The organism is Promicromonospora xylanilytica, assembly GCF_054782895.1.
This window is the reverse complement of sequence record NZ_BAAGRP010000004.1, coordinates 34,098-60,914: the sequence shown is the minus strand read 5'-3', so window position 1 is coordinate 60,914 and position 26,817 is coordinate 34,098. Positions and strand designations below refer to the sequence as shown.

The 26,817-nt window shown below is 71.0% G+C and carries 24 protein-coding genes and 3 tRNA genes; 10 read left to right on the top strand and 17 right to left on the bottom strand.

The window, feature by feature from the left end:
- Nucleotides 1–6: 6 nt before the first annotated feature.
- Nucleotides 7–888 carry an EamA family transporter gene (locus ACYVK7_RS05230; protein ID WP_460886623.1) on the top strand — a complete coding sequence of 294 codons (882 nt, stop codon included), beginning with the start codon at nt 7–9 and terminating at the stop codon, nt 886–888.
- Between the two features lie 35 nt (nt 889–923).
- Here ACYVK7_RS05230 and ACYVK7_RS05225 read toward each other — a convergent pair whose 3' ends face one another.
- From ACYVK7_RS05225 to ACYVK7_RS05210, 4 genes are read right to left on the bottom strand one after another with little or no spacing between them, the layout of a single operon-like run.
- Entirely contained in the window at nt 924–1,802 is an 879-nt protein-coding gene (locus ACYVK7_RS05225; protein WP_460886622.1) for a GntR family transcriptional regulator, read from the bottom strand.
- A gap of 2 nt (nt 1,803–1,804) precedes the next feature.
- The gene (gene pdxA, locus ACYVK7_RS05220) at nt 1,805–2,848 is read right to left on the bottom strand and encodes a 4-hydroxythreonine-4-phosphate dehydrogenase PdxA (RefSeq protein ID WP_460886621.1); all 1,044 of its coding nucleotides are present in this window, start codon (nt 2,846–2,848) and stop codon (nt 1,805–1,807) included.
- On the bottom strand, nt 2,845–4,098 hold the full coding sequence (locus tag ACYVK7_RS05215; protein WP_460886620.1) for a four-carbon acid sugar kinase family protein: 1,254 nt from the start codon (nt 4,096–4,098) through the stop codon (nt 2,845–2,847). Before ACYVK7_RS05215 ends, pdxA begins: the two co-directional genes overlap by 4 nt.
- 26 nt (nt 4,099–4,124) lie before the next feature.
- Nucleotides 4,125–5,108, bottom strand: a complete 984-nt coding sequence (locus ACYVK7_RS05210; RefSeq protein WP_460886619.1) for a 2-keto-3-deoxygluconate permease — start codon at nt 5,106–5,108, stop codon at nt 4,125–4,127.
- Between the two features lie 187 nt (nt 5,109–5,295).
- Here ACYVK7_RS05210 and ACYVK7_RS05205 point away from each other — a divergent pair, with 187 nt between their 5' ends.
- Complete coding sequence (locus ACYVK7_RS05205) at nt 5,296–6,477, top strand: VanZ family protein (protein ID WP_460886618.1); 1,182 nt, start codon at nt 5,296–5,298, stop codon at nt 6,475–6,477.
- 11 nt (nt 6,478–6,488) lie between these two features.
- On the opposite strand, the gene ACYVK7_RS05200 is transcribed toward ACYVK7_RS05205, so the two are convergent.
- The 3 genes from ACYVK7_RS05200 to ACYVK7_RS05190 all read right to left on the bottom strand — a co-directional run bounded on the left by ACYVK7_RS05200 (nt 6,489) and on the right by ACYVK7_RS05190 (nt 8,020).
- Nucleotides 6,489–6,971: an NUDIX domain-containing protein gene (locus tag ACYVK7_RS05200; protein ID WP_460886617.1), complete on the bottom strand. Its 483-nt coding sequence runs from the start codon at nt 6,969–6,971 to the stop codon at nt 6,489–6,491.
- Between the two features lie 347 nt (nt 6,972–7,318).
- Nucleotides 7,319–7,394, bottom strand: a tRNA-Asn gene (locus ACYVK7_RS05195).
- Nucleotides 7,395–7,450: 56 nt separating this feature from the next.
- Entirely contained in the window at nt 7,451–8,020 is a 570-nt protein-coding gene (locus tag ACYVK7_RS05190) for a hypothetical protein (RefSeq protein ID WP_460886616.1), read from the bottom strand.
- Nucleotides 8,021–8,111: 91 nt separating this feature from the next.
- Between ACYVK7_RS05190 and ACYVK7_RS05185 the strand changes: the two genes are divergently transcribed.
- From ACYVK7_RS05185 to ACYVK7_RS05175, 3 genes are all read left to right on the top strand, one after another.
- The gene (locus ACYVK7_RS05185; protein ID WP_460886615.1) at nt 8,112–9,233 is read left to right on the top strand and encodes a M15 family metallopeptidase; all 1,122 of its coding nucleotides are present in this window, start codon (nt 8,112–8,114) and stop codon (nt 9,231–9,233) included.
- 263 nt (nt 9,234–9,496) lie between these two features.
- Complete coding sequence (locus ACYVK7_RS05180) at nt 9,497–12,205, top strand: pectate lyase family protein (protein WP_460886614.1); 2,709 nt, start codon at nt 9,497–9,499, stop codon at nt 12,203–12,205.
- Between the two features lie 129 nt (nt 12,206–12,334).
- Nucleotides 12,335–12,580: a hypothetical protein gene (locus ACYVK7_RS05175; RefSeq protein ID WP_460886613.1), complete on the top strand. Its 246-nt coding sequence runs from the start codon at nt 12,335–12,337 to the stop codon at nt 12,578–12,580.
- On the opposite strand, the gene ACYVK7_RS05170 is transcribed toward ACYVK7_RS05175, so the two are convergent.
- From ACYVK7_RS05170 to ACYVK7_RS05135, 8 genes are all read right to left on the bottom strand, one after another.
- Nucleotides 12,562–12,635, bottom strand: a tRNA-Ile gene (locus ACYVK7_RS05170). The genes ACYVK7_RS05175 and ACYVK7_RS05170 overlap by 19 nt on opposite strands.
- Before the next feature lie 139 nt (nt 12,636–12,774).
- On the bottom strand, nt 12,775–13,272 hold the full coding sequence (locus ACYVK7_RS05165) for a DUF3145 domain-containing protein (RefSeq protein WP_108493757.1): 498 nt from the start codon (nt 13,270–13,272) through the stop codon (nt 12,775–12,777).
- A 290-nt stretch (nt 13,273–13,562) separates the two neighbouring features.
- Complete coding sequence (gene def, locus ACYVK7_RS05160) at nt 13,563–14,048, bottom strand: peptide deformylase (RefSeq protein ID WP_460886612.1); 486 nt, start codon at nt 14,046–14,048, stop codon at nt 13,563–13,565.
- Between the two features lie 144 nt (nt 14,049–14,192).
- Nucleotides 14,193–15,437 (bottom strand): beta-ketoacyl-ACP synthase II, encoded by a 1,245-nt coding sequence (fabF, locus tag ACYVK7_RS05155; RefSeq protein WP_460886611.1) that lies wholly within the window; start codon nt 15,435–15,437, stop codon nt 14,193–14,195.
- Between the two features lie 130 nt (nt 15,438–15,567).
- The gene (locus tag ACYVK7_RS05150; RefSeq protein WP_357465474.1) at nt 15,568–15,816 is read right to left on the bottom strand and encodes an acyl carrier protein; all 249 of its coding nucleotides are present in this window, start codon (nt 15,814–15,816) and stop codon (nt 15,568–15,570) included.
- A gap of 152 nt (nt 15,817–15,968) precedes the next feature.
- Nucleotides 15,969–16,970 carry a beta-ketoacyl-ACP synthase III gene (locus tag ACYVK7_RS05145; RefSeq protein WP_460886610.1) on the bottom strand — a complete coding sequence of 334 codons (1,002 nt, stop codon included), beginning with the start codon at nt 16,968–16,970 and terminating at the stop codon, nt 15,969–15,971.
- Nucleotides 16,967–17,953 (bottom strand): ACP S-malonyltransferase, encoded by a 987-nt coding sequence (locus ACYVK7_RS05140; RefSeq protein ID WP_460886609.1) that lies wholly within the window; start codon nt 17,951–17,953, stop codon nt 16,967–16,969. Before ACYVK7_RS05140 ends, ACYVK7_RS05145 begins: the two co-directional genes overlap by 4 nt.
- Before the next feature lie 120 nt (nt 17,954–18,073).
- Nucleotides 18,074–19,468, bottom strand: a complete 1,395-nt coding sequence (locus ACYVK7_RS05135; RefSeq protein ID WP_460886608.1) for a PucR family transcriptional regulator — start codon at nt 19,466–19,468, stop codon at nt 18,074–18,076.
- A gap of 99 nt (nt 19,469–19,567) precedes the next feature.
- On the opposite strand from ACYVK7_RS05135, the gene ACYVK7_RS05130 reads away from it, so the two are divergent.
- Nucleotides 19,568–20,257: a hypothetical protein gene (locus tag ACYVK7_RS05130; RefSeq protein ID WP_460886607.1), complete on the top strand. Its 690-nt coding sequence runs from the start codon at nt 19,568–19,570 to the stop codon at nt 20,255–20,257.
- A 124-nt stretch (nt 20,258–20,381) separates the two neighbouring features.
- On the opposite strand, the gene aceE is transcribed toward ACYVK7_RS05130, so the two are convergent.
- Nucleotides 20,382–23,129: a pyruvate dehydrogenase (acetyl-transferring), homodimeric type gene (gene aceE / locus ACYVK7_RS05125; protein WP_460886606.1), complete on the bottom strand. Its 2,748-nt coding sequence runs from the start codon at nt 23,127–23,129 to the stop codon at nt 20,382–20,384.
- A 438-nt stretch (nt 23,130–23,567) separates the two neighbouring features.
- Between aceE and ACYVK7_RS05120 the strand changes: the two genes are divergently transcribed.
- The 4 genes from ACYVK7_RS05120 to ACYVK7_RS05105 all read left to right on the top strand — a co-directional run bounded on the left by ACYVK7_RS05120 (nt 23,568) and on the right by ACYVK7_RS05105 (nt 26,200).
- Nucleotides 23,568–23,975, top strand: a complete 408-nt coding sequence (locus ACYVK7_RS05120) for a DUF3052 domain-containing protein (protein ID WP_460886605.1) — start codon at nt 23,568–23,570, stop codon at nt 23,973–23,975.
- Between the two features lie 23 nt (nt 23,976–23,998).
- Complete coding sequence (locus ACYVK7_RS05115) at nt 23,999–24,487, top strand: peroxiredoxin (RefSeq protein WP_460886604.1); 489 nt, start codon at nt 23,999–24,001, stop codon at nt 24,485–24,487.
- Nucleotides 24,488–24,587: 100 nt separating this feature from the next.
- Nucleotides 24,588–24,661, top strand: a tRNA-Val gene (locus tag ACYVK7_RS05110).
- Between the two features lie 1,149 nt (nt 24,662–25,810).
- On the top strand, nt 25,811–26,200 hold the full coding sequence (locus ACYVK7_RS05105; protein ID WP_460886603.1) for a hypothetical protein: 390 nt from the start codon (nt 25,811–25,813) through the stop codon (nt 26,198–26,200).
- A 60-nt stretch (nt 26,201–26,260) separates the two neighbouring features.
- On the opposite strand, the gene ACYVK7_RS05100 is transcribed toward ACYVK7_RS05105, so the two are convergent.
- On the bottom strand, nt 26,261–26,779 hold the full coding sequence (locus ACYVK7_RS05100; RefSeq protein WP_460886602.1) for a hypothetical protein: 519 nt from the start codon (nt 26,777–26,779) through the stop codon (nt 26,261–26,263).
- Between the last annotated feature and the right edge of the window lie 38 nt (nt 26,780–26,817).

Genomic DNA, 26,817 nt, shown 5'->3' with positions numbered 1-26,817 from the left:
CCGGCGATGCGGCTGGGCGGCCTGAGCGTGGGGGTCGCCCTCGCGTTGCTGTCGGCTCTGAGCTACGGGGTCTCCGACGTGCTCGGGGGCCTGGCGTCCCGCCGTCTGCCACCGGTGCGGGTCGCTCTCGTCGGGCAGGTCGGCGGCCTGTGCGTGACGGCTGTCGCGGTGCTCCTCGTGCCCGGCGCGCCGCCGGGCACGGCCGACCTCGCCTGGGGCGCCGCCTCGGGGGTCGGCACCGGCCTGGGCATGGCGTTCCTGTTCCGGGGGTTGAGCCGCGGGGAGATGTCGGTGGTCGTACCGATCAGCGCGGTCGGTGGTGTCGCGCTACCGGTGCTGGTCGGCGCGGCCGTGCTCGGGGAGCGGCTGTCCTGGCCGGCGTGGGCCGGCGTGGTGGTGGCGCTGCCTGCGCTCTGGCTGATCAGCAGAGCCCCCGGCAGCTCCGCCCGGCTGTCCCGCGGATCGGTCGTCGACGGGATCGCGGCCGGCGGTGGCATCGCGGTCCAGTATCTGTGCCTGGCGCAGACCGCGGCTGCCACGGCGGGCCTGTGGCCTGTGCTCAGCGGCCGGGTCGCCGCGATCGCCACGGTGCTGGTCGCCTCCGTGACGCTCATGCGGGTGCCGGCGAAGGACCGGCCCGCGGGCGTCACCGCCCCGGGACTCCTGGCGCTGAGTGCGGGGGCGGGCGCCCTGGCGGCTGCTGCGCTCGGCGCCTACCTCTTCGCGCTCCGCACCGAGTTCGTGACCGTGGCCGTGGTGCTCTCGTCCCTGTACCCGGTGGTCCCGGTCGTCGTCGGCCTCGTGTTTCTCCGTGAGCGGCTCCGACGCACGCAGGCGGTCGGGCTCGCCGCCGCGCTCGGCGCGACGCTCCTCATCGCCACGTCGTGAGCACGACGAGGGTGAGCGTGGGCGGGCCGCTCGGCTCAGCGGGCCTCGTCGCGTTCGAGCTGCCGCGCCAGGTCGAGCATCTCGCGGCCCAGGGCGTCCAGCCGCGCCCGGAGGTTCGTGGTGCCCGTGTCCGGTCCGGCCGGCGCCGTCTGCGCGCTGGCGCCCGTGAAGGTGCCCGGAAGGCTCGCGGCGGCGTCCGGCTCCCGGATCACGTTGATGTCGAAGACCACCCGGTCGGCCCGGTGCCAGGTGCGGAACACCTCGACCGGCCGTGCCGTCTCGTCGGTGCTCGTGCCCTCCAGGAGGAGCACGGGCGCCCCGACCGGGACCTGGAGCAGCTCAGCGGTCTCGGTGTCGGCTCCGACGGCGCGGACCTGGCGCTTGCCTGCCACGACACGGGTGCCGAACCGGCGCCGGATCGCGGCGTGCAGCGAGGCGTCGGTCAGCTCGTCCGCCGTCAGGCCGGCGAACTCGGCGGGCAGCCAGGTCTCGATGGCGGCGAGCGGCTCGCCGTCGGTGCTGCGCAGCCGCCGCATGCGCAGCACCTGGGCGGAGCCGAGCACGCTGGTGGCCTCGGACGCCGGCTCGGTGCAGAGCTCGAGGACGCGCGTGCCCACGTGCACCCCGCCGTCCTCCACCTGCGTCGACAGGCCGGGGACCCGCTGCACGAGGCGGTGGAGCTCGCCCCGCTCCCGGACGGTGGTGCCCCGCCCGCGGCGCCGCTCCACGAGGCCTTCCTGCTCCAGCGCGGCCAAGGCCTGCCGGACCACGGAGCGGGAGACGCCGTAGCGCTCCTGGAGCTCGGCCTCGGTGGGTACGTGCGCACCCGGCGCGAGCGCGCGGCCGAGGATCTGCGCGCGCAGCTCACTGCTGAGCTTGCGGTGGAGCGGCGTGCCGTCGGGTCCGGGGAGCACGGTCAGCTCACGGTCTTCTGCGACGTCTTCTGGGCGGTCTGCCAGACGTGGTCCCAGCCGGGCGCGAGCTCGGCCGCCCGCTCGATCGCGAGCACGAGGCTGGCCTCACGGGCGATGCCCTGACCGGCGATGTCGAAGGCGGTCCCGTGGTCGACGGAGACGCGCACCACGGGCAGCCCGACGGTGATGTTCACGCCGTCGTCGCCGTAGACGGCCTTGAACGGGGCGTGCCCCTGGTCGTGGTAGCAGGCGATGACCATGTTCCACTTGCCCTTGACCGCCGCGGGGATGAGGGCGTCGGCGGGCAGCGGTCCGTGGGCGTTGATGCCACGGCCCCGTGCCTGCTCGACGGCGGGAGCCAGGACGTCGGCGTCCTCGTCGCCGAACAGACGGTTCTCGCCGGCGTGCGGGTTGAGGCCCGCCAGGCCGATCGCCTCGTCGGGGCGGCCGAGGGCGGCCGTGAACGCGCCGGCCAGGTCGAGCACGTTGCGGGTGCGCTCCGGCGTGATGTCCTCGATCGCCTGCCGCAGGGAGACGTGCGTGGTGAGGTGGAAGAAGTACAGGTCGCCCGCGGAGAGCACGAGGCTGAAGTTCTCGACGCCGAACTCGTGGGCGAGCAGCTCGGTGTGCCCGGGCCACTTGTGCCCGCCCGCGTGCATGGCGGCCTTGTTCAGCGGGGGCGTCACGATGCCGTCGACCTGACCCTCGCGAGCCAGGCGGCAGGCCTCGACGACGAACCGGTACGCGCCGTCGCCGGCTGCCGCGCTGAGCTCACCGACGGGGACGTCCGCGAGCGAGGGACCCGTCTGGAGCAGCTCGATGCTGCCCGGGGTGTTGGTCGCGTCGGCGGGGGACCCGATCACGCGGACGGCGGCCGGGTCCGCGCCGAGGGCCACGACGGCGCGCCGCATGGCGCCCTCGTCGCCCACGACCACGGGCACGCACCGGGCACGCAGGTCGTCGTGGCCGAGCAGGGCCTTGGCGGTGATCTCCGGGCCGATGCCCGCTACGTCGCCGAGCGTGATCGCGAGGGTGGGGATGCTCAAGGGGTTACCTCCTGGTGGGAACAGTACGACCTCAGGTTCGCGAGGACGTCGACGACGGTCCGCGTGCTGCCGAACCCGCCGGCCTTGGTCACGACGACGGTGCCGTCGGCCGACCCGCCCTCGAGCCGGCCGATGGGTACGCCCTCGGCGACCGACCCGGCGATCCGGACACTGCGGGCGCCGAGGCGGGCGAGCACGGCGCGGCTGCCGTCCCCGCCGATGAGGACTATGGCGTCCGGCCGGGTCCGCGAGGTGACCGCGGCGACCAGCTCCGCCAGGGAGCTCGCCGCCTGGACGGCCCGCTCCCGGCCGGTGCCGGTCGGCTCCGGTGTGCGCACGAGCACGGTCGCGGGCGGCCGCTGACCGAGACCGGCCGGCCAGGAGCCGACCGCGTCGTCCGGCGCGGCCGCGGCGTCCGAGATCAGGACGTGGACGTCCGGGTCGGCGCGCACGAGCTCGTCCGCCTGCCCGAGGGACACCTCGTTCAGCGAGCTGAGGACCACGAGCACCCGCTCGACGTCGGCCGGTGCGGGCTCGGGAACGTCGGCGGCGCCGCCCCAGCGGGGCGCGAGGGCCGCCGCCAGACCGGCCGAGCCGACCGGAACGGCGTCCGCGCCCAGCAGCGCGACCGCGCCGGCGAGGCGCTCCAGGTCGGCGTCGGTGACGGCGTCGACGACCAGCGTGCCCGCGCTCCTGCCGGCCGCGGCGAGGCGGACCGCGAGGATGCGTGCGTCGCCGTCGGCGGATACCCGGACGGCGCCGGGCAGCAGCGCGGTCAGGTCGCTCTCGTGCACGGGCGTGACGGGGTCGTGGCCGGCGGCCGTCGTGGCGACGGGCGCGCCGTCCACCAGGAGCACGCCGTCGCTGACGGTCCGCCGCAGGGCGGGATAGCTGGGGCAGACGACGGCGAACGCGCCGGGCACTCCCTCGCGCCAGGCGGTCAGCGCCCCGGCGACCTGGCCGGCGACACTGCCCCGCATGGTCGAGTCGATCTTGACGTAGAGCCGCCGCGACCCCGCGGAGACGAGGGCGCGGACGGCGTCGGCCGTGGCTGTCGCCGCATCGGCGTCGGCGAGGGGGCGCGCGTCCGTGACGACGGCGACCGCCGTCTGGTCGCCGACGGGGAGCTCCGGGCCGAGCGCGAGGTGGCTCCGCCACCCCGCGCGGGCGAACTGCACCACGCAGTCGCCGGCACCGGTGAGGTCGTCGGCGACGACCGCGACCGTGCTCTCGCTCGTGTCGTCACTCATGCCGTGCTCACTCATGCCGTGCTCACTCATGCCGAGCCACGACCCTCGTCGGCGGGGACGACGGCCGGTTCGGCGTCGTCCGCCGACTCGAGGCCGCCCTGCCGCTTGAGGACGATGGTGGCCAGCAGCGGCGCGAGGATCGCACTGACCAGCACCGCCGACGCGACCTGGGCCGTCGCCACCGCGACGTACGGCTCGAACGTCGGGTCGATCCCGCCGATGATCGCCGGCGTGGCGACGGCGTTGCCTGCCGTGGTCGCCGCCGAGATGGCGACACCGGACTTGATCCCGCGGCGCAGGATGAACCGGTAGCCCGAGTAGGTCAGGGCGCCGGTCAGGGCCACGGCGAGCACACCGACGAGGATGCCGCTGGCACCACCGGAGACGACGTCACGCAGGTCGATGCCGGTACCCAGGGCGAACGCGAAGAACGGGATGACGATGTTCGGGACGGGACGCATGACCTCGGTCCAGCGCGGGTCCAGGTTGCCGACGATGAAGCCGAGCACCAGCGGGATGATCGCCGCGAGGAACGCCGTCAGGGGGATGTCCGCCAGCCCGGACGCACCGAGGAAGAGCATGGAGATGAACGGGCCGTCGTTCAGGGCCGAGGCCATGTAGGCACCGCGGTCCCGCGCGTCACCGTACTTGCCGGTGAAGGCGAGCCACAGGCCACCGTTGCTGTTGTCCATGGTGGCCATCAGGGCGAGGATCGAGACGCCGAGGAAGCCCTCGATGCCGAAGATGCTGCCCGCCAGGGCGACGAGCGCCGCCGGGATCAGCGACTTCGTCAGGAGCAGGGTCCCGGTCGTGGCCAGGACAGGGCCCGAGGTGCGGGCGGTGATCTGCATGCCGGTGGCGAAGATGAGCACGGCGATCAGCGGCAGTGCCGAGTCCTTGAAGAGGGCCGTGGTGAACGAGCCCAGCTCGAGGAAGCCGGGGAAGAACGTCCCGACGATCGAGCCGAGGACCAGCGGGATGAGCATCAGCCCGCCCGGGATCCTGTTCATCCAGTCGTAGAGGGGGACTGCTGACTTCGGTGAGCGCCCGGCATCCATGGCGAACCTCTCGTTCGTGCGCCGCCGACAACGGCACCGCGTTTGTTAGGACAAGAAAGTACGGACGAAGTTACGCCACCGCACGGGCGCGGGCAAGTCCCCCTCGCGGACCCGACGCCGGACGCCTACCGTTGCCGCCGTGAACGACGTGTGGACCTGGCCGGCCCGGATCGGTGTGCTGTTCGGAGTGCTGCTGTTCGTGGCCCTCCTCGTGCCCGTCCTCGCGATCCAGGTACGCCGCTACGGGGCCATCAGCCCAGGCCGACTGCTCGGCGCGGCCGCGCTCGCGATCTACGGCACGGCGCTCGCCGCCTACACGCTGCTCCCGCTGCCGTCCGGTGACCTCGCCGCCTGGTGTGCCGAGCACGGGCACGAGGCCGCACAGCTCCGGCCTGGCCAGATCTTCGCGGACATCCGCGAACGCACCGCAGGCATGTCACTCGGGGCGGCGGCTCGTGACGTCTCGGTGCTCCAGGGCGTCTTCAACGTGGTGCTCTTCGTGCCGTGGGGCGTGCTGGTGCGCCGCTACCTGGGCTGGGGGCTGCTCGCGTCCGCCGCCTCGGCGCTCGCGGCGTCGCTGCTGGTCGAGGTCACCCAGCTGACAGGGATCTTCGGCCTGATCGGCTGCTCCTACCGCCTGGCCGACGTCGACGACCTGCTCACCAACACCCTCGGCGGCGTGCTCGGTGCGCTCGTGGCCCCCTGGGTGCTGCGCTGGATGCCCCGGGCGAAGACCCTTGCGGCCACGCGCGGCGTGCCGCGGCCGGTGACCGTCTGGCGCCGCTGGCTCGGCATGGCGGTCGACGCCTCCGCGTACACCCTGCTCAGCGGCCTGCTCGCGATGGGATGGGGCCTGGCGAGCTACCTCGTGACGGGCGAGGCGCCGTCCGACTCGGTGCCGCTGTGGCTGTTCGCCGGCGTGCTGCCGTGGCTCGTCGTCTTCGTCCTGCCGCTCGCCACGGGCGCGGGGGAGTCACTGGGGCAGCGCACGGTCTGGCTCGCGGTGGCGCCGCCGGTCGGCTCCGGGGCTGCTGGCGGCGCTGAGTCGGGCGGTGGGCTCTCATGGCCGGCGCGGCTGCGGCGCGGCCTGGCCGGGGGAGCCCTGTGGGGGCTGCTCCAGGTGCTGTCGGACGCCGCGACGATGTTCGACGTCGGCGCACTCTCCTCCGCCTCGAACCTGGCGTCCTTGTTCGCCGTGGTGCTCGTCGTGGCCGTGCCGTTCACGGCGGGGAAGCGCGGGCTCTCGGGCAGGACGGCGCCGTACCGGCTGGCCGACGCCCGGGAGGCGGCGGTGGTGCCGGGGGTTGCCGGGCGTTCCTGAGCCGGCTGGGGTCAGCGCGCCAGGATCGTCTCCAGGCGGTCCACGAACGTCGCCTGGGCGCTCACGACGAGGCGTCGAGCGTCCTCCGGGCCGAACCAGGCCACGCGGTCGATCTCGGGGATCTCGATGCGCCGCCCGGAACGCGGCGGCCACTCGATCTCCAGGGTGTTGCTGTTGATCCGTGCCAGGTCCGGTCCGTCCTGCGGCCACTCCCGCGCCCAGACCAGGACCCGCTTGCCCGCCCGCTGCCGGACCTCGCCGAGCTCGAAGTCCGGGGCGGACGACGGCGGAAGCACCAGGCCGAGCTCCTCGGCCGCCTCCCGCAGCGCGGCCGCGTGCGGATCCTCACCGGGGTCGAGCTCACCCTTGAGCACCGTCCACGCGCCCTCGTCCTTGCGCGCCCAGAACGGCCCGCCCATGTGGCCGAGCAGCACCTCGACCCCGCCGTCGGGCAGTTGTCGGTAGGGCAGGAGGCCCGCGCTCGTCGTCGGCACGGGTCCAGTGTCGCGCCATCTAGAGGGCGCGACCCGTCGTGCCGGTCTCGCACGTGGTCTCCGTCCCGCCTTGCCCCGCCCCGCCGGCCCGGGCTCTCGCTCCCGCGCCGAGTGCAGACTTCGTCGCACCTCATCTCGCCGAGTGCAGAGTTCGTCGCGGGTGCGGGGCTCCTGTGCGCGACCAACTCTGCAGTCGCCGATCGCAGGAGCGACAAGGTCTGCACTCGGTGGCTCGGCAGCAGTGCACGTCATCGGTGCCGTACCACCGGCGACAGTGCACGTCATCGGTGCCGTACCACCGGCGAGAGAAACAGCAAGGCCCGGAATCCTGAGGATTCCGGGCCTGGTGGCTCCCGCGGTTGGACTTGAACCAACGACCGTCCGATTAACAGTCGGATGCTCTGCCAGCTGAGCTACGCGGGATCGCGTTCACCCAGACCGTGCACCGGTTTGGGCGACCGGTGAAAACTCTAACAGGTTCAGGCGGGTAGTCCTGCCGCATTTCGAACCCGAGCCTCAGCGGCGTCGATCACATCCGCTATGTCCGGATCGGTCACGTCGAGGTCGCCCTGCCCGATCACCTGGGAGAACAGCTCGCCGTCCGTGCGGCGTCGGACCGCCACACGGGCGGAACGTCCGCCCGGCAGCCGGACGGGCTCCGCGAGGACCACCGACCACTCCACCCGCTCGCGCAGCACCTGCGGCAGCACGGAACGCCGGCCGTCGAGGGCGAGCGGCGTCGGCTCGTCGCCGTCGACCCAGTGGACGCGGACGACGTTGGACTCGGCGTCGTAGGTCGCCCGGTCGACGTCGGCCCACTCCCGGTGGACGACGACGGACGGTGCGCCCCGCGACTCGCCGTCGTCCTGCCCGCCGGGTGCCTCGGGCGCCGAGATGATCAGGAGCTCGGCGCGGGTGGCGAAGGCCCATGCCTCGCCCGTCGACGTGACGAGCGGCGCCTCGGCCAGCAGCAGGTCGGTGCGATGCGAGCGCACGGTGCGGCGGACCGCCTTCTGCGGGCGGCGCCTGGACCACCATCGGAACCCCATGGCCCCACCGTAGTGCCGCAGGCCGACGAAGCCGTAGTTCACCCGCTGGCGGGTCGGTCCCTGGGCGGTGCGTGCCGTAGGTTCTGGGCTCGTGACCTCGACGAACGCCATGCCCGCCGTTGATCCCACGGGCAGGAAGACCGGCGCCACGGCAAGAGACCGCCGGGAGGCGAAGAACCGGCGTCGGCGCACGCTGCGGATGGTCGTCGCAACGCTCGTGGTGGTCGTCGTGCTGGGCGGCGGCGGGGTCGCGTGGCGGATCATGTCGGAGACGGACGCGCTCGCCTCGCAGGTCACGGCCGCCAAGCAGCTGATGACGGCCTCCGACGGGAAGGTCGCGGAGAAGACGACGCGCGTCGGGCTCTCCGCACAGATCACCGAGGCCGACTCCGTGCTGGCCGAGTCGCCCTTCACCCGGCTCGTCGCGGGGACGGCGGACTCCCGCGAAGCCCTCGGCGCCGCGACGGACGCCGTGCGGACCTCCATGGTCGAGTTCGCGCGTGGCGAGGTCGAAGCGGCCCGCCAGGCGCTGTCGGCCGCCCAGTCCCGGGCAGAGAAGGTCTACACCGCGACGGAGGGCCAGGGGGTCGACGACGGTACGCGGGAGCGGCTGCAGGCGGCCCTCGACACCATGGCCGCCGCCGACACCGCCGCGAGCGCCAGCGTCGAGGGCGAGGACCTGCTGGTGCTGGAGCAGGCCGCACACGAGCTGAGCACGAACCGCTCCGTGGTCGCGACCGCGACCTCGGCGCTGGTCGAGGCGCAGGACGCGATCACCTGCCCCGCGCCGGACCAGACGTGGGATCCCGACAGCGGCAAGGTGCCGGAGTCCGCGCTGTCGGAGATCCCGTGGGCGCCCACGCACTTCGTGCGCACCGAGGTGCTGGACAGCCTGGTCGAGCTCGACGCCGCCTACCAGGAGGTCTTCGGCGAGCACCTGACGATCAACTCGTCGTACCGCTCGTACGAGTCGCAGGCCTCCCTCTACGACCCGTCGTCGCCGATCGCCGCGCCGCCCGGGTGCTCCAACCACGGCCTGGGGCTCGCCGTCGACATCGGCGGGGGCGTGGAGACGTTCGGGACCGAGCAGTACGAGTGGCTCAAGGCCAACGCCGAGACCTACGAATGGATCCACCCGGACTTCGCGGAGCCGGACGGGCGCGTCCCTGAGCCGTGGCACTGGGAGTCGGTGCGGGCTCGCTCCGGTTCGTGACGCCGGGTTCGTGACGCCGGGGTTCGTCACGCCGCCGGGCGCGTGTCTCGCCGTGTCCGACTTCTCCCGTTCGACCATCTGGTGGATAGGGGCTTGCCATGCGGGAAACCGGTTACTAGGATCCGAGAAACCGGTTACCCGCGAGGTCGAAAATCATCCGGTCGGCTCGTCCCAGCGCCGGCGCGGACGTGTCCGTCGACCCCGCATCGCACGAGGAACCACAGCAATGTCCCGCATTCAACGACGAACGTGAGGCAACGACGATGAGACGACCAAGAGCCATGCAGATCTTCTCGGCGGTGGCGGCGGTGACCCTCGCTGTCACGATCGGGGTGACCGCCCAGTCGATCCCGCAGGCCGCGGCGGCCACCGGCCCCGCGACGGGGTTCGCCACCCAGAACGGAGGAACCACCGGCGGCGCCGGCGGGCAGACCGTGCGGGCCACCACCGGCACTGCGCTTCACACGGCCCTGTGCACCCGGGCCAGCAGCAGCACCCCGATCATCATCGAGGTCGAGGGCACCATCAACCACGGCAACACCAGCAAGGTGTCCGGCGACAGCTGCAGCACGGCCGACGACGTGATCGAGCTCAAGCAGATCAGCAACGTCACGATCGTCGGCGTCGGCAGCGGTGCGGTGTTCGACCAGATCGGCATCCACATCCGTGAGGCCAGCAACATCATCATCCAGAACGTCACCGTCCGGAACGTGAAGAAGTCCGGCTCGCCCACGTCCAACGGCGGCGACGCCATCGGCATGGAGAGCGGCGTCCGGAACGTCTGGGCCGACCACCTCACCCTGGAGGCCTCGGGCGGCGAGTCGGAGGGCTACGACGGGCTCTTCGACATGAAGAACGACACCAAGTACGTGACCCTCTCGTACAGCATCCTGCGCAACTCCGAGCGCGGCGGCCTCATCGGCTCGAGCGAGAGCGACCGGTCGAACGGCTTCGTCACCTTCCACCACAACCTGTACTCGAACCTGAACTCGCGCACCCCGCTGCTGCGCGGCGGCATCGCGCACATGTACAACAACCACTACGTGGGCCTCGTCGAGTCCGGAATCAACTCCCGGGCCGGGGCGAGCGCGAAGGTCGACAACAACTACTTCGAGGACTCCAAGGACGTCCTCGGCACCTTCTACACCGACGAGCGGGGCTCCTGGCAGGTCGACGGCAACATCTTCGACAACGTGACGTGGTCGAGCCAGGGCAGCGAGAACTACCCGGCGGGTCCCGACCCGACGTCGAACACGTCGGTCAGCATCCCGTACTCGTACCCGCTCGACGGCGCGAGCTGCGTGCCCGGCGTCGTCGCCGAGACCGCCGGCGCGAACAAGGGCCTGCGGGTGTCGGACGGCAGCTGCACGCCGACCGACCCCACCGACCCGCCCACGGACCCGACGGACCCGCCCACGGACCCGACCGACCCGCCCACGGACCCGACCGACCCGCCCACCGGTGAGAACCTGAGTGCGGGGGCCGGCGCAGACGGCTCGAGCAAGGCCAGCGGGACCAGCTTCGGCAACGTGGTGGACGGCTCCATGAGCACCTACTGGTCCCCGAGCGGCTCCACCGGCCGCATCTCGGTCAAGTGGGACGCGGACCGTGCGGTGTCGGCCATCAACATCCGGGAGGCGGCGGGCGCCGTCGGCAACATCGGGTCGTGGCGCGTCGTCAACCATGACACCGGCGCGGTGCTGACCACGGGCAGCGGCGCCGGCGTCATCTCCTTCGCCACCACCACGCTCGGCAAGATCAACTTCGAGATCACCAGCTCGAGCGGGACACCCCGCGTCGCGGAGTTCGAGACCTACGCCGGTACCCCGTCGGACGGCGGCGACCCCGGCGACGGTGACCCGGGCGACGGCGGCCCGGGGGAGCAGCCGGGGGCCGACGCGCTGTACGTGGCGCCGGACGGCACCGACAGCGCCGCCGGAACCGAGTCGGACCCGACCACGCTGCCCGCGGCGATCGACCGGATCGAGCCCGGCGGGACGGTCTCCGTGCGCGGCGGAACGTACAACCTCTCGGAGACCGTCGCCATCGAGCCGGGCAACAGCGGCACCTCGGGCAACCGCACCGAGCTGTTCGCCTACCCGGGTGAGACGCCGGTGCTGAACTTCTCCGCGCAGAGCGAGAACTCGGCCAACCGGGGCCTCGCCATCGGCGGCGACTGGTGGCACGTGCGGGGCATCGTCGTCGAGCGCGCCGGCGACAACGGGATCCTGCTCGGGGGCGACAACAACGTCATCGAACGGGTCGTGACCCGGTTCAACCGCGACACCGGCCTCCAGCTCTCCCGCTACACGGCCGGGGCGCCGAGCAGCGAGTGGCCGTCGAACAACCTCATCGTGTCCTCGGAGTCGCACGACAACTCCGACTCCGACGGCGAGGACGCAGACGGGTTCGCGCCGAAGCTCACCGTGGGCCCTGGGAACGTGTTCCGCTACACGGTGGCCCACAACAACATCGACGACGGCTGGGACCTGTACACCAAGGACGAGACGGGGCCGATCGGCGCCGTCACCATCGAGGACTCGCTCTCGTACGAGAACGGCACCCTGTCCGACGGCGGTCAGGCCGGCAACGGCGACCGCAACGGCTACAAGCTCGGCGGCGAGGACATCGCGGTGGACCACGTCGTGCGGCGCAGCATCGCCTACGACAACGGCAAGCACGGGTTCGGCTACAACCGGAACATCGGTTCGCTGACCGTCGAGAACAACCTGAGCATCGGCAGCGAGGAGCGCAACTTCAACTTCGACGGCGGCTCGTCGACGTTCCGCGACAACACGTCCTGCGACAGCGGGTCGAACGACCGCATCATCGGTGACGACGCGGGCGGCAACCAGTGGTGGAACGGCTCGAACGGCTCCCGGTGCGGGCAGTACTCCGGGTCGCTGGACTGGTCCTTCGCGTCCGACGGCCGCCTGGTCGTGACGATCGGGGGGAACGTCGTCGACCTCTGACAAGCACGACGGCTGACACGAACGACGGCGGGCCGGGTCCACGACGTGTGGACCCGGGCCGCCGTGCTCCCGCAGGCCGTTCCGCGCGCTCCTCGCTGGTCGAGGCACGGTGGCTGTCAGACTGCCCGGATGTCGTTCAGCAAGATCTCGTTGGAGGGCCGCCTCACTGTGATCGCCGGCCCGCACCCGCCGTCGGACGACGGCTTTCGCTCCGACCGGATCCAGGTCCTGCACTGGCACGTCGACGAGCCGTACGGCGACGACGGCGCGCACCTCCACCGGACGAGCGACGACAAGGTGGTCACCGTGCCACGGCAGCAGAGAGGCCCGGAATCGGCGGGATCCCGGGCCTCCGGTGCCCCGTCTCGGACTTGAACCGAGGACCAAGAGATTATGAGTCTCCTGCTCTGACCAGCTGAGCTAACGGGGCGTGCAACCCGAACGGGCGCTCGCTGAGAATACCTGGTTCGGTCCGTGTGCCGGTGCCACAGACGCGTTGACCACAGCGGTTGCTGCCACGAAGGGCCTCGGCCCGGCAGTAACCGCTGTGGTCAACCGTTCGGTCAGGGTCAGCCCACCTGGTGGAGCCAGCGGACCGGGGCGCCGAGGCCCGCGTAGCGGAACGGCTCGAGCTCGTCGTCCCACGCGGCGCCCAGCGCGAGGTCGAGCGCGTCCCGCATGGCGCGCGGGTCCGCGAGCTCCAGCGCGGCACGGACGCGGTCCTCCTGGACCACCACGTTGCCGTGCACGTCGGTCATGGCGTGGAAGATGCCGAGGTCGGGGGTGTGCGACCAGCGGGCGCCGTCGGCCCCGTTGCTCGCGTCCTCGGTCACCTCGTACCGCAGGTGCGACCAGCCGCGCAGGGCGGACGCCAGCTTGGCGCCCGTGCCCTGCGGACCCTGCCACGAGTACTCGGCACGGTACAGACCACGCCCCGCAGGCTGCGCGGTCCAGTCCATGGATACGCGCACGCCAAGAACGTTCCCCGCGGCCCACTCGATGTGGGGGCACAGGGCACGAGGCGCCGAATGCACGAAAAGCACACCCCGCGTGATGACACCGGCCATGTCTTCCTCCCTGGTTCGAGGTACGTCTTCCCCTACGTCCTCACCAGGGCGGTGACGCTGTGGTCGGCTGCACAGCGGTGCTTCGGACCACATCCTGCCCGATCTGTCGACGAGATGCGAGGCGAAACGGCGCGCAGGCGTCGAAAGAATCTCCACGTACGACGAGTTCGTGCGGCACATTCTTGCCTAGAACGTTGCGGCGCGACCAGTACTCACGAGGACTTTCTGGAAATTGATCCCACGGATCGATTGAACAGCGGTGACCTGTATCAAAACTGGCCAGCGAGCCCTCACAGGCGCGCGCGAAGCTCCCGCATCGCCGCGCGGCGAGTCTCCTTCTGGAGGCGGTCCAGGTAGACCATGCCGTCCAGGTGGTCGCACTCGTGCTGCAGGGCACGGGCCATGATCCCGGTGCCCTCCACGGTGATCGGCGCGCCGTCCAGGTCGATGCCCTCCACCCGCGCGTAGTTCGCGCGCACCGTCGGGTACCAGAGCCCGGGGACGGACAGGCAGCCCTCGCCGCCGTCCTGCAGCTCCTCGCCCAGCTCGACGATGCGGGGGTTGAGCACGTAGCCGATGTCGCCCTCGATGTTCCACGAGAAGGCCCGCAGGGAGACCCCGATCTGGTTGGCGGCCAGCCCGGCACGCCCCTCGTCGTCGACCGTCTCGACCAGGTCGGCGACCAGACCGCGCACGCGGTCGTCGATCGTCGTCACGGTGTCGCACGGGGTGCGCAGCACTGGGTCGGGAACCACTCGGATCTCACGCATTGCCATGCGGACATTCTCCCATGTCATAACGAGGGAACACGGATACGACGGTTCCGGCGGGTCTCGACGGCTCGGCCGACGTTCCGGGGCAGGACGTGCCGGACGCCCAGGTCAGCGGAGTGACCTGGGCGTCCGGCACGTGCGGGGTGGTCAGTGGTTCTGGATCACCAGTGCCACGTTGTGCCCACCGAAGCCGAACGAGTTGTTGATCGCCGCGATGTCGCCGCCCGGCAGCTTGTACGGCTCGTCGCGCACGAGCGGCACCTGCAGCTCCGGGTCGGGGTTGTCCACGTTGATCGTCGGCGGGGCGAGTCGCTCGGCGACCGCCTTCACGGCGAACACCGACTCGATGGCGCCGGCGCCGCCCAGGAGGTGGCCCGTCATGGACTTCGTCGCCGAGAGCTGCACGTGGTCGGCGTCGGCCCGGAAGAGCTTGCGGATGGACGCCGTCTCGGTGAGGTCGCCCACCTTGGTGGACGTCGCGTGCGCGTTGACGTGCACGATGTCGGCGGGCGTCACGCCCGCGTCCTGGATCGCGGAGCGCATGGCGGCCACCTGGCCGGTGCCCTCCGGGTCAGGGGAGGTGATGTGGTACGCGTCGGACGACAGCCCGACACCGCTGACCTTCGCGTACACCCGGGCGCCGCGCGCCGCCGCGTGCTCGGCGCTCTCCAGCACCAGAACGGCGGCACCCTCGCCGAGCACGAACCCGTCACGGTCGACGTCGTACGGGCGCGACGCGCGCTGCGGGTCGTCGTTGCGCAGCGAGAGGGTGCGGGACGCGGCGAACGCGCCGAGCGGCATGGGGTGGATCGCTGCCTCGGTACCACCGGCGACGACGACGTCGGCCCGGCCGGAACGGATCATGTCGACCGCGTAGCCGACTGCCTCCGCGCCCGACGCGCAGGCGGACACCTGGGCGTGCGTGCCGGCGCGCGCGCCGAGCTCGAGGGACACGTACGCGGCCGGGGAGTTCGGCATGAGCATGGGGACGGTCATGGGCAGCATGCGCCGGGCGCCGCGCTCACGGAGGGTGTCCCAGCCGTCCAGGATGGTCTGGATGCCGCCGATGCCCGACGACACGACGGCACCGAGCCGCTCACCGTCGACCTCGGGGCTGCCCGCGTCGGCCCAGGCCTCGCGGGTCGCGACGATCGCGTACTGCGCGGACGGGTCCATGCGCTTGGTCTCGGGGCGGGAGAGCACCTCGGCCGGGTCCACCTTGATGGTGGCGGCGAAGGTCACGGGGATCCCGTACTTCTCGGCCCAGTCGTTCTCGAGGGTGCGCGCCCCCGATACGCCGGCGAGCGCGGCCTCCCACGTGGATGCCACGTCCCCGCCGAGGGGTGTGGTGGCGCCGAGGCCGGTGACGACGACTTCGCGTGCGGAGGTCATGATGATGCTCCCGAGGGTGGTGGGACGAAGGGGGCAGGTGCTGGAGGTGCTGCCTTGTGGGCAGCGAGTGCCCGACGGCGGCGCGGGCCCGGGTGCGAGCCCCGGCCACGCTGCCGCCGTCGGGGGCGGCTCAGGCCTGGGCGCTCTTGATGAAGCTCACTGCGTCACCGACGGTCGCGAGGTTCTTGACCTCCTCGTCCGGGATACGAACCCCGAACTTGTCCTCGGCGTGCGTGACGATGGTCATCATCGACAGGGAGTCGATGTCGAGGTCGTCCGTGAAGGACTTCTCGAGCAGGACGTCGGCCTGGTCGAGGCCCGTCTCCTCGGCGACGATCTCGGCGAGGCCCTCGAGGATCTCCTGGTCCGTGTTGGCCATGGGACTTCCTTATCTTTCGTAACGGTCACCGGCGCCGTCGGGCACCGGAGTCTTGCTGGTCGAATCTTGGCGTATCCCGCGACCGGTTTGCCACGCGGGCCGCTGTCCGGACGTTCCCGCGGCGTCCGCCGCAGGAACTGCCAGACGGGGTGCTACGGCAGGACCACGACCTGCGCGGCGTAGACGAGGCCGGCGCCGAACCCGATCTGGAGGGCGAGGTCACCGGACTTCGCCTGTCCCTCCGCCAGGAGCCGCTCGGCGGCCAGCGGGATCGACGCCGCTGACGTGTTGCCGGTCTCGGCGATGTCGCGCGCTATGACCACGGTATCCGGCAGACCGAGCTGCTTCTTCATCTGATCGATGATCCGCATGTTCGCCTGGTGCGGGATGAAGACCTGGATGTCCTGTGCGGTCACGCCCGCCTCGGCCATCGCCTTCTCCGCGATCGGCGCCATCTGGAAGCCCGCCCACTTGAACACAGTGGGTCCGTCCTGGCGCAGCGTGGGCCAGCCCAGCGACGGGTCCTCGCGCAGCTCGGTCCAGGAGTGGGTCTGGCGGATGGCGGTCGCCTTGGCGCCGTCGGAGCCCCAGACCGTCGGGCCGATACCCGGCGTGTCCGACGGACCGACGATCGCGGCGCCCGCGCCGTCGCCCAGCAGGAAGGAGATGGAGCGGTCGGTCGGGTCGATGATCTCGCTGAGCTTCTCGGCGCCGATCACGAGCACGTGGCGCGCGAGGCCCGCGCGGACCAGGGCGTCCGCCTGGCCGATCCCGTACGCGTAGCCGGCGCAGGCGGCCGACACGTCGTAGGCGGCGGCCGGCGTCGCGCCGATGCGCTCGGCCAGGATCGCGGCGCCCGACGGCGTCATGTGCATGTGGGTGATCGTCGACAGGATGACCGCGTCGATGTCGGCCCCGACGAGCCCGGCCGCGTGGAGCGCCTTGTTCGCGGCGGCCTCGGCCAGGTCGAGCACGTCCTTGTCCGCGCCGGCCCGGCGCCGCGTGACGATGCCGGTGCGCTGGCGGATCCACTCGTCCGACGAGTCGATCGGGCCCGCGATGTCGTCGTTGGTCACGACGAGCTCGCCGCGCTCCCCGCTGATCGCGAGGATTCGCGAGAACTGCGTGGGCTCGGCCTGCCTGAGGGAAGTCACTGGTCTGCTCCGGTCGCGTTCGTGCCGCTGGAAAGGACGGTGCTGTGTGCCGCGATCAGCTCGCGGGCCTTGTCGAGGTCGGCCGGAGACTTCACCGCGACGGTCTCGACGCCCTTGAGGCCCCGCTTGGCGAGGCCCGTCAGGACGCCGCCGGGGGCGAGCTCGAGCAGGCCGGTGACGCCGCGCTCGGCGAGGCCGGACATGATCAGGTCCCAGCGCACGGGCGCCGTGACCTGGCGTGCGAGGTTGGCGAGCACGTCGGCCCCCGTCCCGTGGCCGTTGGCGCCGCCGGTGTAGGCGGTGCCGTCGAGGTCGGCGAGGAACGGCAGAGTCGGGTCGGTGGCGTCCCAGCCGAGGGCCACGGGCTCGAACTCGGCGCGGGCCGCGTCCATGAACGGGGTGTGGAACGCCCCGGCGACCTGGAGCGGGATCACGCGCGCCCGGGTGGGCGGGTTCTCGGCCAGCTTGGCGAGGTCCTCCAGCGCGCCGGCGGCCACGGTCTGACCCGCGCCGTTGACGTTGGCGGGCCAGAGACCGGCGGCCTCGATCGCGGCCAGCACCTCGTCCGGGTCGCCGCCCACGACGGCGCTCATGCCGGACGGCGCGGCGGCCGCCGCGGTGGCCATCGCCCGGGCGCGGCGCGCGACCAGGCCGGCCGCGCCGTCGTCGGTCAGGGCGCCCGCCACCGCCGCGGCGGACAGCTCGCCGACGGAGTGGCCGGCGGTGACGTCGACGACCTCCGCGGCGGCACGCCCGTCCAGCAGGGCGCGCAGGGCGAGCAGCGACGTGCTGACGATCAGGGGCTGGGCCACCGCCGTGTCGCGGATCGTGTCAGCGTCCGAGGTGGTGCCGTGGGCGGTCAGGTCCAGCTGCGCGGCCTCGGAGGCCGCGGCGAGGCGTTGGTCGGTACCGGGCAGCTCAAGCCAGTCGCTGAGCATCCCGGGGGTCTGAGAGCCCTGTCCAGGGCAGACGACGGCGAGCACGCGTCCACTCTGCCAACCCGCGACCCCCGCAGGACGTCGCGACCCGTACCAACCTCATCAGGGGGCATTGTGGAGAACCTACAAGGCGCTGACCTCGGCGAAGAGTTAGTGCGGGGGTGGTCAGCCCCGGCCGAGCTGACCCAGCGCGAGTGCCACCTGCAGCACGAACGACTCCCGGGCGTCGAGCGGGTCCCAGCCGGTGATCTCGGACACCTTGCGGAGCCGGTAGCGCACCGTGTTGGGGTGAACGTACAGATGCCGGGCCGCGGCCTCCAGGGAACGGCCGGTGCCGAGGTAGGCCGACAGGGTCTCCAGCACGGCCCCACCGGCGTCCTGCAGCGGGGTGAACGCCTGCGCGATCAGCGTGGCCCGGGCCGTGTAGTCGCCGGTCAGGACCCGTTCGGGCAGCAGATCGTCGGCCATGACGGGGCGTGGGGCCTGCGGCCAGGCCGGCGCGGCGGTCAGGCCGGCGAGGGCGGACCGCGCCGAGCGGGCGGCGTCGGTCAGGCTCGGTACCTGGGTGCCGATCACCACGGGGCCGGAGCCGAAGCGGCCGAGCAGCGAGGTGGCGGCGGCCACCAGGTCGCCCTCGCCGCCGAGCACGAGCACGAGGCGGTCGCCGTGGATGCCGACGAGGGCGTCGCCCGCCGCCCGCCGGGCGACCCGACGGATCTCGGCAGTGCGGATCTCGTCGAGCTCCTCCGTCGCGAGCCCCACGACGACCAGCGCGTTGCCCCGGCCGCTCCAGCCGAGCGCCGAGATGCGGGAGCGCAGGGAGTCGTCGCCGTCGCCGCGCACCAGCGCGTCGACCACGAGCGCCTCCAGCCGGGCGTCCCACGCGCCGCGCCACTCGGCGGCGCGGGCGTAGACCTCAGCCGCCGAGAACGCGACCTCGCGGGAGTAGCGCAGCACGGCCTCGCGCAGGTCGCGCTCGCCACCGGGAGCGGCGATCCGGTCGGAGTGCGTCTCGACGACGTCGACCACCACGCGCACCAGCTGGAGGGTGTGCTGCAGCGAGATGGAGCGGGTCAGCTCGGTGGGCGCCGCGGCGAAGATCTCGCTGACACCGTGCGGCGGCCGGTCCGGGTCGGTGAACCAGGACGTGAAGGCGTTGATGCCCGCCTGGGCGACGAGACCGACATACGAACGGTCCTCCGCCGGCAGGTCGCGGTACCAGTTCAGGTCCTCGTCCAGTCGGCGCATCGCGGCGGCGGTGAGCAGGCCGCTGGCCTCCCGGACGCGCTGGAGGTTCATCGGGAAGCCCGCTGGGTCGGTCGCGCCGTCGGCGGGCTCGGCCGTGGGGGCGGGCTTTCGGGCGGACTTGGCGGCGGGCTTTCCGGCGCCCTTCGCCGCGCTCCTGGTGGCGCCCTTGCCGGCAGTCTTGCCGGCGCCCTTGGCGGCGGTCTTGGGGACGGTCTTGCCGGCGGTCTCGCCGGCGCCGGGGTCGGCTGCCGACCCGGCCCCCGGATCGCTCGTCTGGGCACCCGCTCGCGCGGCCCGTCGTGGTGCTGACACCCCGGCAGCATACGAGCCCGAGTTGTGGAGAGTCCACAAACGGACTTTCACGACAGCGTCATCCCAGTGCCGCAGAGCGGAAAACTGTAGGGTCAAGGTATGGCCCTGATGCACCGGCTCCGCCGCCTCATCCGTCGGCCCCTGTCTGCGTCCACGGTCGGTGCTCGCAGGCCGTCGCCGTCGGCGCCCCGACGAGGGGACGCAGGACACGAGGACGCGCTGCGCGCCCAGCTGACCGACGATCCCAACAACGAGGAGGCTTTCGGCGCACTGGCCGAGATCGTCCGCCGCCGGGCCGCCGAGGACCCGACGCTGGAGGACCCCTTGCGCGACTCCGACGAGATCCCGGAGTCCAAGCAGCACGAGGCCGACCTGGCGGTCTGGGCTCTCGCCGAGGAGCTGGCCGGGCACCCGCGCGGCTGGTACCCGTTGATCGAGCTGGGTCGCCTGTCGCTCGCCGACGACCCGGACGGCGCCGTCCGGCGGTTCATCACCGCGGCGGAGCGGGACCCCGACGGCCGTGCCCTGGCGGAAGGGCTCGCGATCCTGCGCGACGCGGGAATGCCGGTCGAGGCCCTGGGCCTCGGCGTGGGGCACTGGCGCGTGCGGGAGCACTCGCCGGTGGTCGGCAAGCACCTGGTGCTGGCCGCGCTCGAGGCCGACCGGGTGTTCGAGGCCCGGCAGCACCTACGGGCCCTGGAGATGCACCCGGACGCGAAGGCGGTGCGGCCGCTGCGCGACGAGCTGGAGAAGGCGATCACCGCGGCGGAGCAGTCCTCGCCGAGGTAGTCATCTGGCGAGGTAGTCCTCTGGCGAGGTAGTCATGCAGCGAGGTAGTCACCCGGTTCGCGCTGGGTGACTACCTCGCTGTGGGACTACCTCGCCAGAGGACTACCTCGGCGTCTGCCTTGGGTCAGCTGTCGCCGCCCGCCACGCCCGACGTGCCGGCCGTGACGTCCAGCAGGCGGTACTTCTCGACGGCCTTCGCGACCACGTCGGTCGGCACCTCGCCCCGGCGGGCGAGGACCTGCAGCGTCCGGACCACCATCGACGGGCCGTCGATGAGGAAGTGCCGCCGTGCGGCGGCCCGGGTGTCGGAGAACCCGAAGCCGTCGGCGCCGAGCACGGCGTAGTCGCCGGGGACCCACGCGCGGATCTGGTCCGGCACCAGGTGGTCGTAGTCGCTGGTGGCGACGAACGGGCCCTGGGCGCCGGACAGCTTCTCCGTGACGTACGGCGTGCGCATCGGCGCCGCCGGGTCGACCAAGGAGTCGTGCTCGGCGGCCAGCGCGTCGCGACGCAGCTCGTTCCAGCTGGTCACCGACCACACGTCGGCCGAGACGCCCCAGTCCTCCTTGAGGAGCTGCTGCGCCTCGAGCGCCCACGGCACGCCCACGCCGGAGGCAAGGAGCTGGGCCTTGGGGCCCTCGGCGTCCGACACCGAGACGCGGTGGATGCCGCGCTTGATGCCCTCGACGTCGACGTCCTCCGGCTCGACCGGCTGCACCATCGGCTCGTTGTACACCGTGAGGTAGTACATGACGTCCTGGTCGCGACCGTCGGAGCCGTCGCCGTACATGCGCTCGATACCGTCCCGCACGATGTGCCGGATCTCGTACCCGTAGGCGGGGTCGTACTGCACGACGGCGGTGTTCGTCCCCGCGATGAGCGGCGAGTGCCCGTCGGCGTGCTGCAGGCCCTCACCGGTCAGCGTGGTGCGGCCTGCGGTGGCACCGATGATGAAGCCGCGCGTCAGCTGGTCGCCGGCGGCCCAGAACTGGTCGCCCGTGCGCTGGAACCCGAACATCGAGTAGAAGATGTAGAACGGGATCATCGGCTCGCCGTGCGTGGCGTACGACGTGCCCACCGCCTGGAACGCTGCAGCCGAACCGGCCTCGTTGATGCCGGTATGCATCATCTGGCCCTGCTCGGACTCCTTGTAGCTCAGCATGAGCTCGCGGTCCACGGCCAGGTAGTTGTGCCCCAGCGTGTTGAAGATCTTCGCGCTCGGGAAGATCGAGTCCAGGCCGAAGGTGCGCGCCTCGTCCGGGATGATCGGCACGATGCGGTTGCCGAAGTCCTTGGCCTTGAAGAGGTCCTTGAGCAGCCGCACGAACGCCATGGTCGTGGCGACCTGCTGCGTGCCGGAACCCTTCTTCAGCAGCTCGTACGTCTTGTCCTCCGGCAGCGGGAGGGACTTCCGTGCGCCGCGGCGCTCCGGTACGAACCCGCCGAGCTGACGGCGGCGCTCCAGCATGTACTGGATCTCCGGCGCGTCGGCCCCCGGGTGGTAGTACGGGGGCAGGTACGGGTCGGCCTCGAGCTCGGCGTCCGAGATCGGGATGCGGAGCGAGTCGCGCAGCGTCTTGAGGTCGTCGCCCTTGAGCTTCTTCATCTGGTGCGTCGCGTTGCGCCCGGCGAAGCCGGAGCCCAGGCCGTAGCCCTTGACGGTGTGCGCGAGGATGATCGTCGGCTGGCCCGTGTGCGCCCGCGCGGCGGAGTACGCCGCGTAGAGCTTGCGGTAGTCGTGCCCGCCGCGCTTCATGTTCCAGATGTCCTCGTCCGTCATGTTCTCGACGAGGGCCTTGGTACGCGGGTCGCGGCCGAAGAAGTGCTCGCGGATGAACGCGCCGGACTCCGCGCGGTACGTCTGGTAGTCGCCGTCGGGCGTGACGTTCATCAGGTTGACGAGCGCACGGTCCTTGTCGGCGTTGAGCAGGGCGTCCCACTCGCGGCCCCACACGACCTTGATGACGTTCCAGCCGGCGCCCTTGAACTGGGCCTCCAGCTCCTGCACGATCTTGCCGTTGCCGCGGACCGGCCCGTCGAGGCGCTGCAGGTTGCAGTTCACGACGAACGTCAGGTTGTCCAGCTGCTGCTGGGCGGCGTGCTGGATCATGCCGCGGCTCTCGGGCTCGTCCATCTCGCCGTCACCGAGGAACGCCCAGACGTCCTGCTGGCTCGTGTCCTTGATCCCGCGGTTGTGCAGGTACTTGTTGGTCCAGGCCTGGTAGATGGCCGACGCCGGGCCGAGGCCCATGCTGACGGTCGGGAACTCCCAGAACTCCGGCATGAGGCGCGGGTGCGGGTACGACGGCACGCCGCCGCCCGGGTGCGACTTCTCCTGGCGGAATCCGTCGAGCTGGTCCGCGGACATGCGGCCCTCGAGGTACGCCCGGGCGTAGACGCCGGGGGAGGCGTGGCCCTGGAAGTAGATCTGGTCACCGCCGCCGGGGTGGTCCTTGCCGCGGAAGAAGTGGTTCAGCCCCACCTCGTAGAGCGTCGCCACGGAGGCGTACGAGGAGATGTGCCCACCGACGCTGAGACCCTCGCGCTGAGCGCGGGTCACCATGACGGCGGCGTTCCACCGAATCCAGGAGCGATAGCGGCGCTCCATGGCCTCGTCGCCCGGGAAATAGGGCTCCTCGTGCACCCCGATGGAGTTCACGTAGGGCGTCGCCATCGACGCGGGGATGCTCACATTGCGCTCTCGCGCCCGCCGCAACAGGTTGAGCATGACGTACCGGGCGCGGGGTCCGCCCTTGTCGTCGATCAGCCCGTCAAATGACTCGACCCATTCCTCGGTCTCGGCCGGGTCGATGTCAGGTACGGCGCTGAGCAGACCGTTGATCAGCGGTCCGGTCTCGTCAAACGAAGCCACCAGCAACCTCTCTCGGTGTCGCGCGGCGCGGTCGCGGTTCGCGCTCCCCGCCGCCTCGTCAGGACCCGTCGCGTCGGCGTCGCGTCGCCACAGCTGGGGTTGCGACTGTGCACGCCCACGCACAGGTGGATCTAGCCATTCTGTCCCCTCACAGCGTGCGCTCACACCATAGGGCGGTCAAGAGTGCGTGATCTGCGTTACGTCTGTCCCGGTTCGCGCCAGGATTGATACCGGGTATCGCAATAATGAGACTGAGTGCATGACCTGCGCGTTGCCGACGTCCCATCGATTCATCAAAAAGGCACCACGCGACCTGGTTGCGAGGCATAGCAGGGGTGCGTGCACTACCTTTGGCGACGGAGGGTCCGACGCAGGACCGACAGAACAGGCATACGACCCGGCAGACAGTGCCGGACAGAGAGAGGGACGATCAACCAAGTGAGCACGGACACCCAGGGCGCCGGGCGCCTCGGTTTCGAGGCCGGCCAGGTGGTGCAGGAGTTCGGCTGGGGCGACGACGTCGACGAAGCACTCCGGGCCGACATCGAAAAGATCATCGGTAGCGAGCTGGAGGACGAGGACTTCGGTGACGTGACCGACGGCGTCATCCTCTGGTGGCGGGAGGACGACGGAGACCTCACCGACGCGCTGGTCGACGTCCAGACCGTCCTCGACGACGGCGGTCTCATCTGGATCTTCACGCCCAAGCCTGGCCGTGACGGCGAGGTGGGTCACAGCGACATCCAGGAGGCGGCCACCACCGCCGGCCTGCAGACGACGAGCACCTTCGCGATCGCGGAAGACTGGTCGGCCACCCGGCTCGCGTACCGGGGCCGCGGTAAGTGACCGTCTGACAACCTTGGGGAGCCATGACTGAGCCAGCCACGCCGAGCGCTCCCGCGGTCGCGCTGAAGCCGGGTGACCCAGCACCCGACTTCACGCTCCCCGACACGCACGGCACCCCGACCACGCTGTCCGACCTGCGCGGGACGCCGGTGCTCGTGGTCTTCGTCCCGTTCGCGTTCTCGGGCACGTGCACGGGTGAGCTGTGCGAGCTGCGGGACAACATCGAGGACTTCGAGGCGGCAGGGGTGCGCCTTCTCGTGGTGTCCACCGACGCCGTGTTCACGCTCAAGGCGTGGCAGGCGGCGGAGGGGTACCAGTTCGACCTGCTGTCGGACTTCTGGCCGCACGGAGAGGTGGCGCGCTCCTACGGCGTGTTCGACGACGGCTCGGGGATCGCGCTGCGCGGGACCTTCCTGATCGACGCCGACGGGATCGTCCGGTGGTGCGTCGTCAACCCGCGGGGGCAGGCGCGTGACCTGGAGGACTACCGCAGGGCGGTCTCGGAGATCTGACCTGGGGTGTGGTTGTCCGGCCGGTGGGGCATCGATGTCGGCCGGGTCGGAAAAGTAGGCCTCGTTCGGGTCGCGGGGCAGGTATTGTTGTCCGCTGCCGGGGCTCGTAGCTCAGCTGGTTAGAGCGCCACGTTTACACCGTGGATGTCGGGGGTTCGAATCCCTCCGGGCCCACCCTGTGATGACGCGGGACATCGTTGATAGATGTCTCGCGTCATCGTTCATATCAGGGATGTTCGTTTCGAGGGCCGGCCAGCGGCTGGGGTTCTCGGTTCGTTGGGCGTCGTGGAGCCAGGGTCGGCCGGACGTCCGCTTCCAGAACACACGTGAGCCTGGTTCTCGGCTCGCACGCATGCGTGATCGTGTTCTGGAGGCGGACCTCACACCCGTCAGTCGGCCCGGTCCAGATCTCGAGCGGCCGGTGGGGCTCGGTGTCGAACCGCAAGGCCGCGGTCCGTGCCCTGGGCTGAGCCGCAGGTCATGTGTCGATCCAGGCCCTGAGCGACGTGCTTCTTGCGGCTCGGCATACGCGACCACGATCATCGTGCGGTTCGACACCGGCCACACTGCCTGATCGACTCACAATCTGCGGCTCGACGCCGGACAACACGACCACCCGCCTGACCCGCCGATATGAACGATGTCCCGACTCATCTATCAACGATGTCGTGAACCAGCACACCTCCGGGCCCACCCGACGCACAAGGCTCGAACCCTTGCCAATGGAATCGTTGGCTGGGGTTCGGGCCTTTCGCTGTTCTGTGCCCAGTTGAGGGCGTTGACCTCAGGGTCGAGCAGGATCTCGAAGGGACGGTTGTTTCGGGAGGGCCAGGGGCGCAGGTCGGTGACGATCGGCGGCCCGGACCGAGGGTCACCCCGGTGCCGAACGGCATCGTCCTGATCCGGTCGGGCGGCAGGATCGGCACCCGGCGCACCGAGCGTTGGTTGCGTACGCGCGTCGCAGTGCGTTCTCACGTCTCAGGAACACTTCCTGACGGAACACGGTATGAGAACACAGTCTTCCAGTTTCTGACGTTGGCCTGGGGACGTGTCACCGAGGTCGAGCCTGCTGCACCAGCCTCACCCGCTGGTGCCTGAAGGTGGACTGGGCGTCCGCGCATTAGGTAGCCACGGGCCGCGCTCTGCGAGATCGTGGCTGTGGACGGTCGATCTGTCCGCGGCACTGCTGGCCCAAAACTATCCGGCGCCGGCTTGCCGCCGACGCTGGCAGTGCCGAAGAACAGAAGGATTGGATTGTGACCCGTGAGTACAGGCCCAAACAGAAGCGGCGTTCGTCGCCCGTGGCATCTGTGGCTGGTGGCCATGGTCGTGTTCGCGCTGTACATTGGCGGGCTTCGTGATTACCTCCTGATTCTGATCCACGACACCGACTACATTGGGGGGCAGTTCGGCTCGGGCGGCATTATCTACTTCACCGACTACCCGCCCGTGCTCCGTGTCATCTGGGCGATCAATATCCTTGGAGGGCTCATCGCTCCGGTGCTCCTCGTGGCGCGCAACCGCTGGGCAGCCCCCACCGCTCTTATCGCGGGGGCCGCTCAGGTTGTGCTCCTCGTGGTGACATTCGCCCTCCTGGACCGTTGGGCAATGCTCGGTGCGGCGACCTCATGGTTCGACATCGGAGTCGGAGTCGTGACGGTGCTTTTCGCCGTCTACTGCAGGACGATGCGGCGCCGAGGGCTCCTTCGGTGACATGAGTCGCGGCGGAGCCGTGAGGTCCTTCCGACGTTCCTGGATACCGAGTCTGCTGGATCATCGCGCCGCGACGCCGGCTTGTCTGTAGTGCATGAGGTATCGCAGGGACGCTGTGCCGAAAAATAAGGGCCAGAGGGCCGCGAGCAGATAGCATCCGGCGCACAGCCATCCCCATATGCCGTAGGCGGCTCCGCTGAAGGGGTCGACCTTGTCCCAGGCGATGATGGACATGGTCACGAGTAGAGCGAGAACGAGAGCACCGATTGCTCCCGCAATGCCCACGACTCTCGGAACCAGGAGCGGCCGTCGCGCCCGCAACCAGTGCGGTGTCAGCCTCGCAGGCTCGATGGTCAGGGCGAGCATGCACGCGATGGCGGCGAGCTGGACGAGAGACAGGCCCAGGAGGTACCAGGTCCCGGTCCCTGGTATGTCCTGAGCCTCGCGCCAGGCGGTCGGGGTGCCGAGTGTGAATCCAAGGATCAATGGGATGCGCCAGAGCGCAGTCGGCAGCGCTGCGGCGATTCCCGCGTACACGCACCACCTCACCAGCCTGGTCGGTCTCGCGAGCGGGCTCATGGGGGCTCCTCTGTTCTGGGGCATTCGCCCCGACTGTT

What these genes read in the sequence shown, in the direction of transcription:
- ACYVK7_RS05230 (WP_460886623.1), top strand. Translation starts at nt 7, where the DNA reads ATGCGGCTGGGCGGCCTGAGCGTGGGGGTCGCCCTCGCGTTGCTGTCG.
- ACYVK7_RS05215 (WP_460886620.1), bottom strand. Translation starts at nt 4,098, where the DNA reads ATGAGTGACGACACGAGCGAGAGCACGGTCGCGGTCGTCGCCGACGAC.
- ACYVK7_RS05210 (WP_460886619.1), bottom strand. Translation starts at nt 5,108, where the DNA reads ATGAACAGGATCCCGGGCGGGCTGATGCTCATCCCGCTGGTCCTCGGC.
- ACYVK7_RS05190 (WP_460886616.1), bottom strand. Translation starts at nt 8,020, where the DNA reads ATGGGGTTCCGATGGTGGTCCAGGCGCCGCCCGCAGAAGGCGGTCCGC.
- ACYVK7_RS05180 (WP_460886614.1), top strand. Translation starts at nt 9,497, where the DNA reads ATGAGACGACCAAGAGCCATGCAGATCTTCTCGGCGGTGGCGGCGGTG.
- ACYVK7_RS05175 (WP_460886613.1), top strand. Translation starts at nt 12,335, where the DNA reads ATGTCGTTCAGCAAGATCTCGTTGGAGGGCCGCCTCACTGTGATCGCC.
- ACYVK7_RS05165 (WP_108493757.1), bottom strand. Translation starts at nt 13,272, where the DNA reads ATGGCCGGTGTCATCACGCGGGGTGTGCTTTTCGTGCATTCGGCGCCT.
- def (WP_460886612.1), bottom strand. Translation starts at nt 14,048, where the DNA reads ATGGCAATGCGTGAGATCCGAGTGGTTCCCGACCCAGTGCTGCGCACC.
- fabF (WP_460886611.1), bottom strand. Translation starts at nt 15,437, where the DNA reads ATGACCTCCGCACGCGAAGTCGTCGTCACCGGCCTCGGCGCCACCACA.
- ACYVK7_RS05150 (WP_357465474.1), bottom strand. Translation starts at nt 15,816, where the DNA reads ATGGCCAACACGGACCAGGAGATCCTCGAGGGCCTCGCCGAGATCGTC.
- ACYVK7_RS05130 (WP_460886607.1), top strand. Translation starts at nt 19,568, where the DNA reads ATGGCCCTGATGCACCGGCTCCGCCGCCTCATCCGTCGGCCCCTGTCT.
- ACYVK7_RS05115 (WP_460886604.1), top strand. Translation starts at nt 23,999, where the DNA reads ATGACTGAGCCAGCCACGCCGAGCGCTCCCGCGGTCGCGCTGAAGCCG.
- ACYVK7_RS05105 (WP_460886603.1), top strand. Translation starts at nt 25,811, where the DNA reads ATGGTCGTGTTCGCGCTGTACATTGGCGGGCTTCGTGATTACCTCCTG.
- ACYVK7_RS05100 (WP_460886602.1), bottom strand. Translation starts at nt 26,779, where the DNA reads ATGAGCCCGCTCGCGAGACCGACCAGGCTGGTGAGGTGGTGCGTGTAC.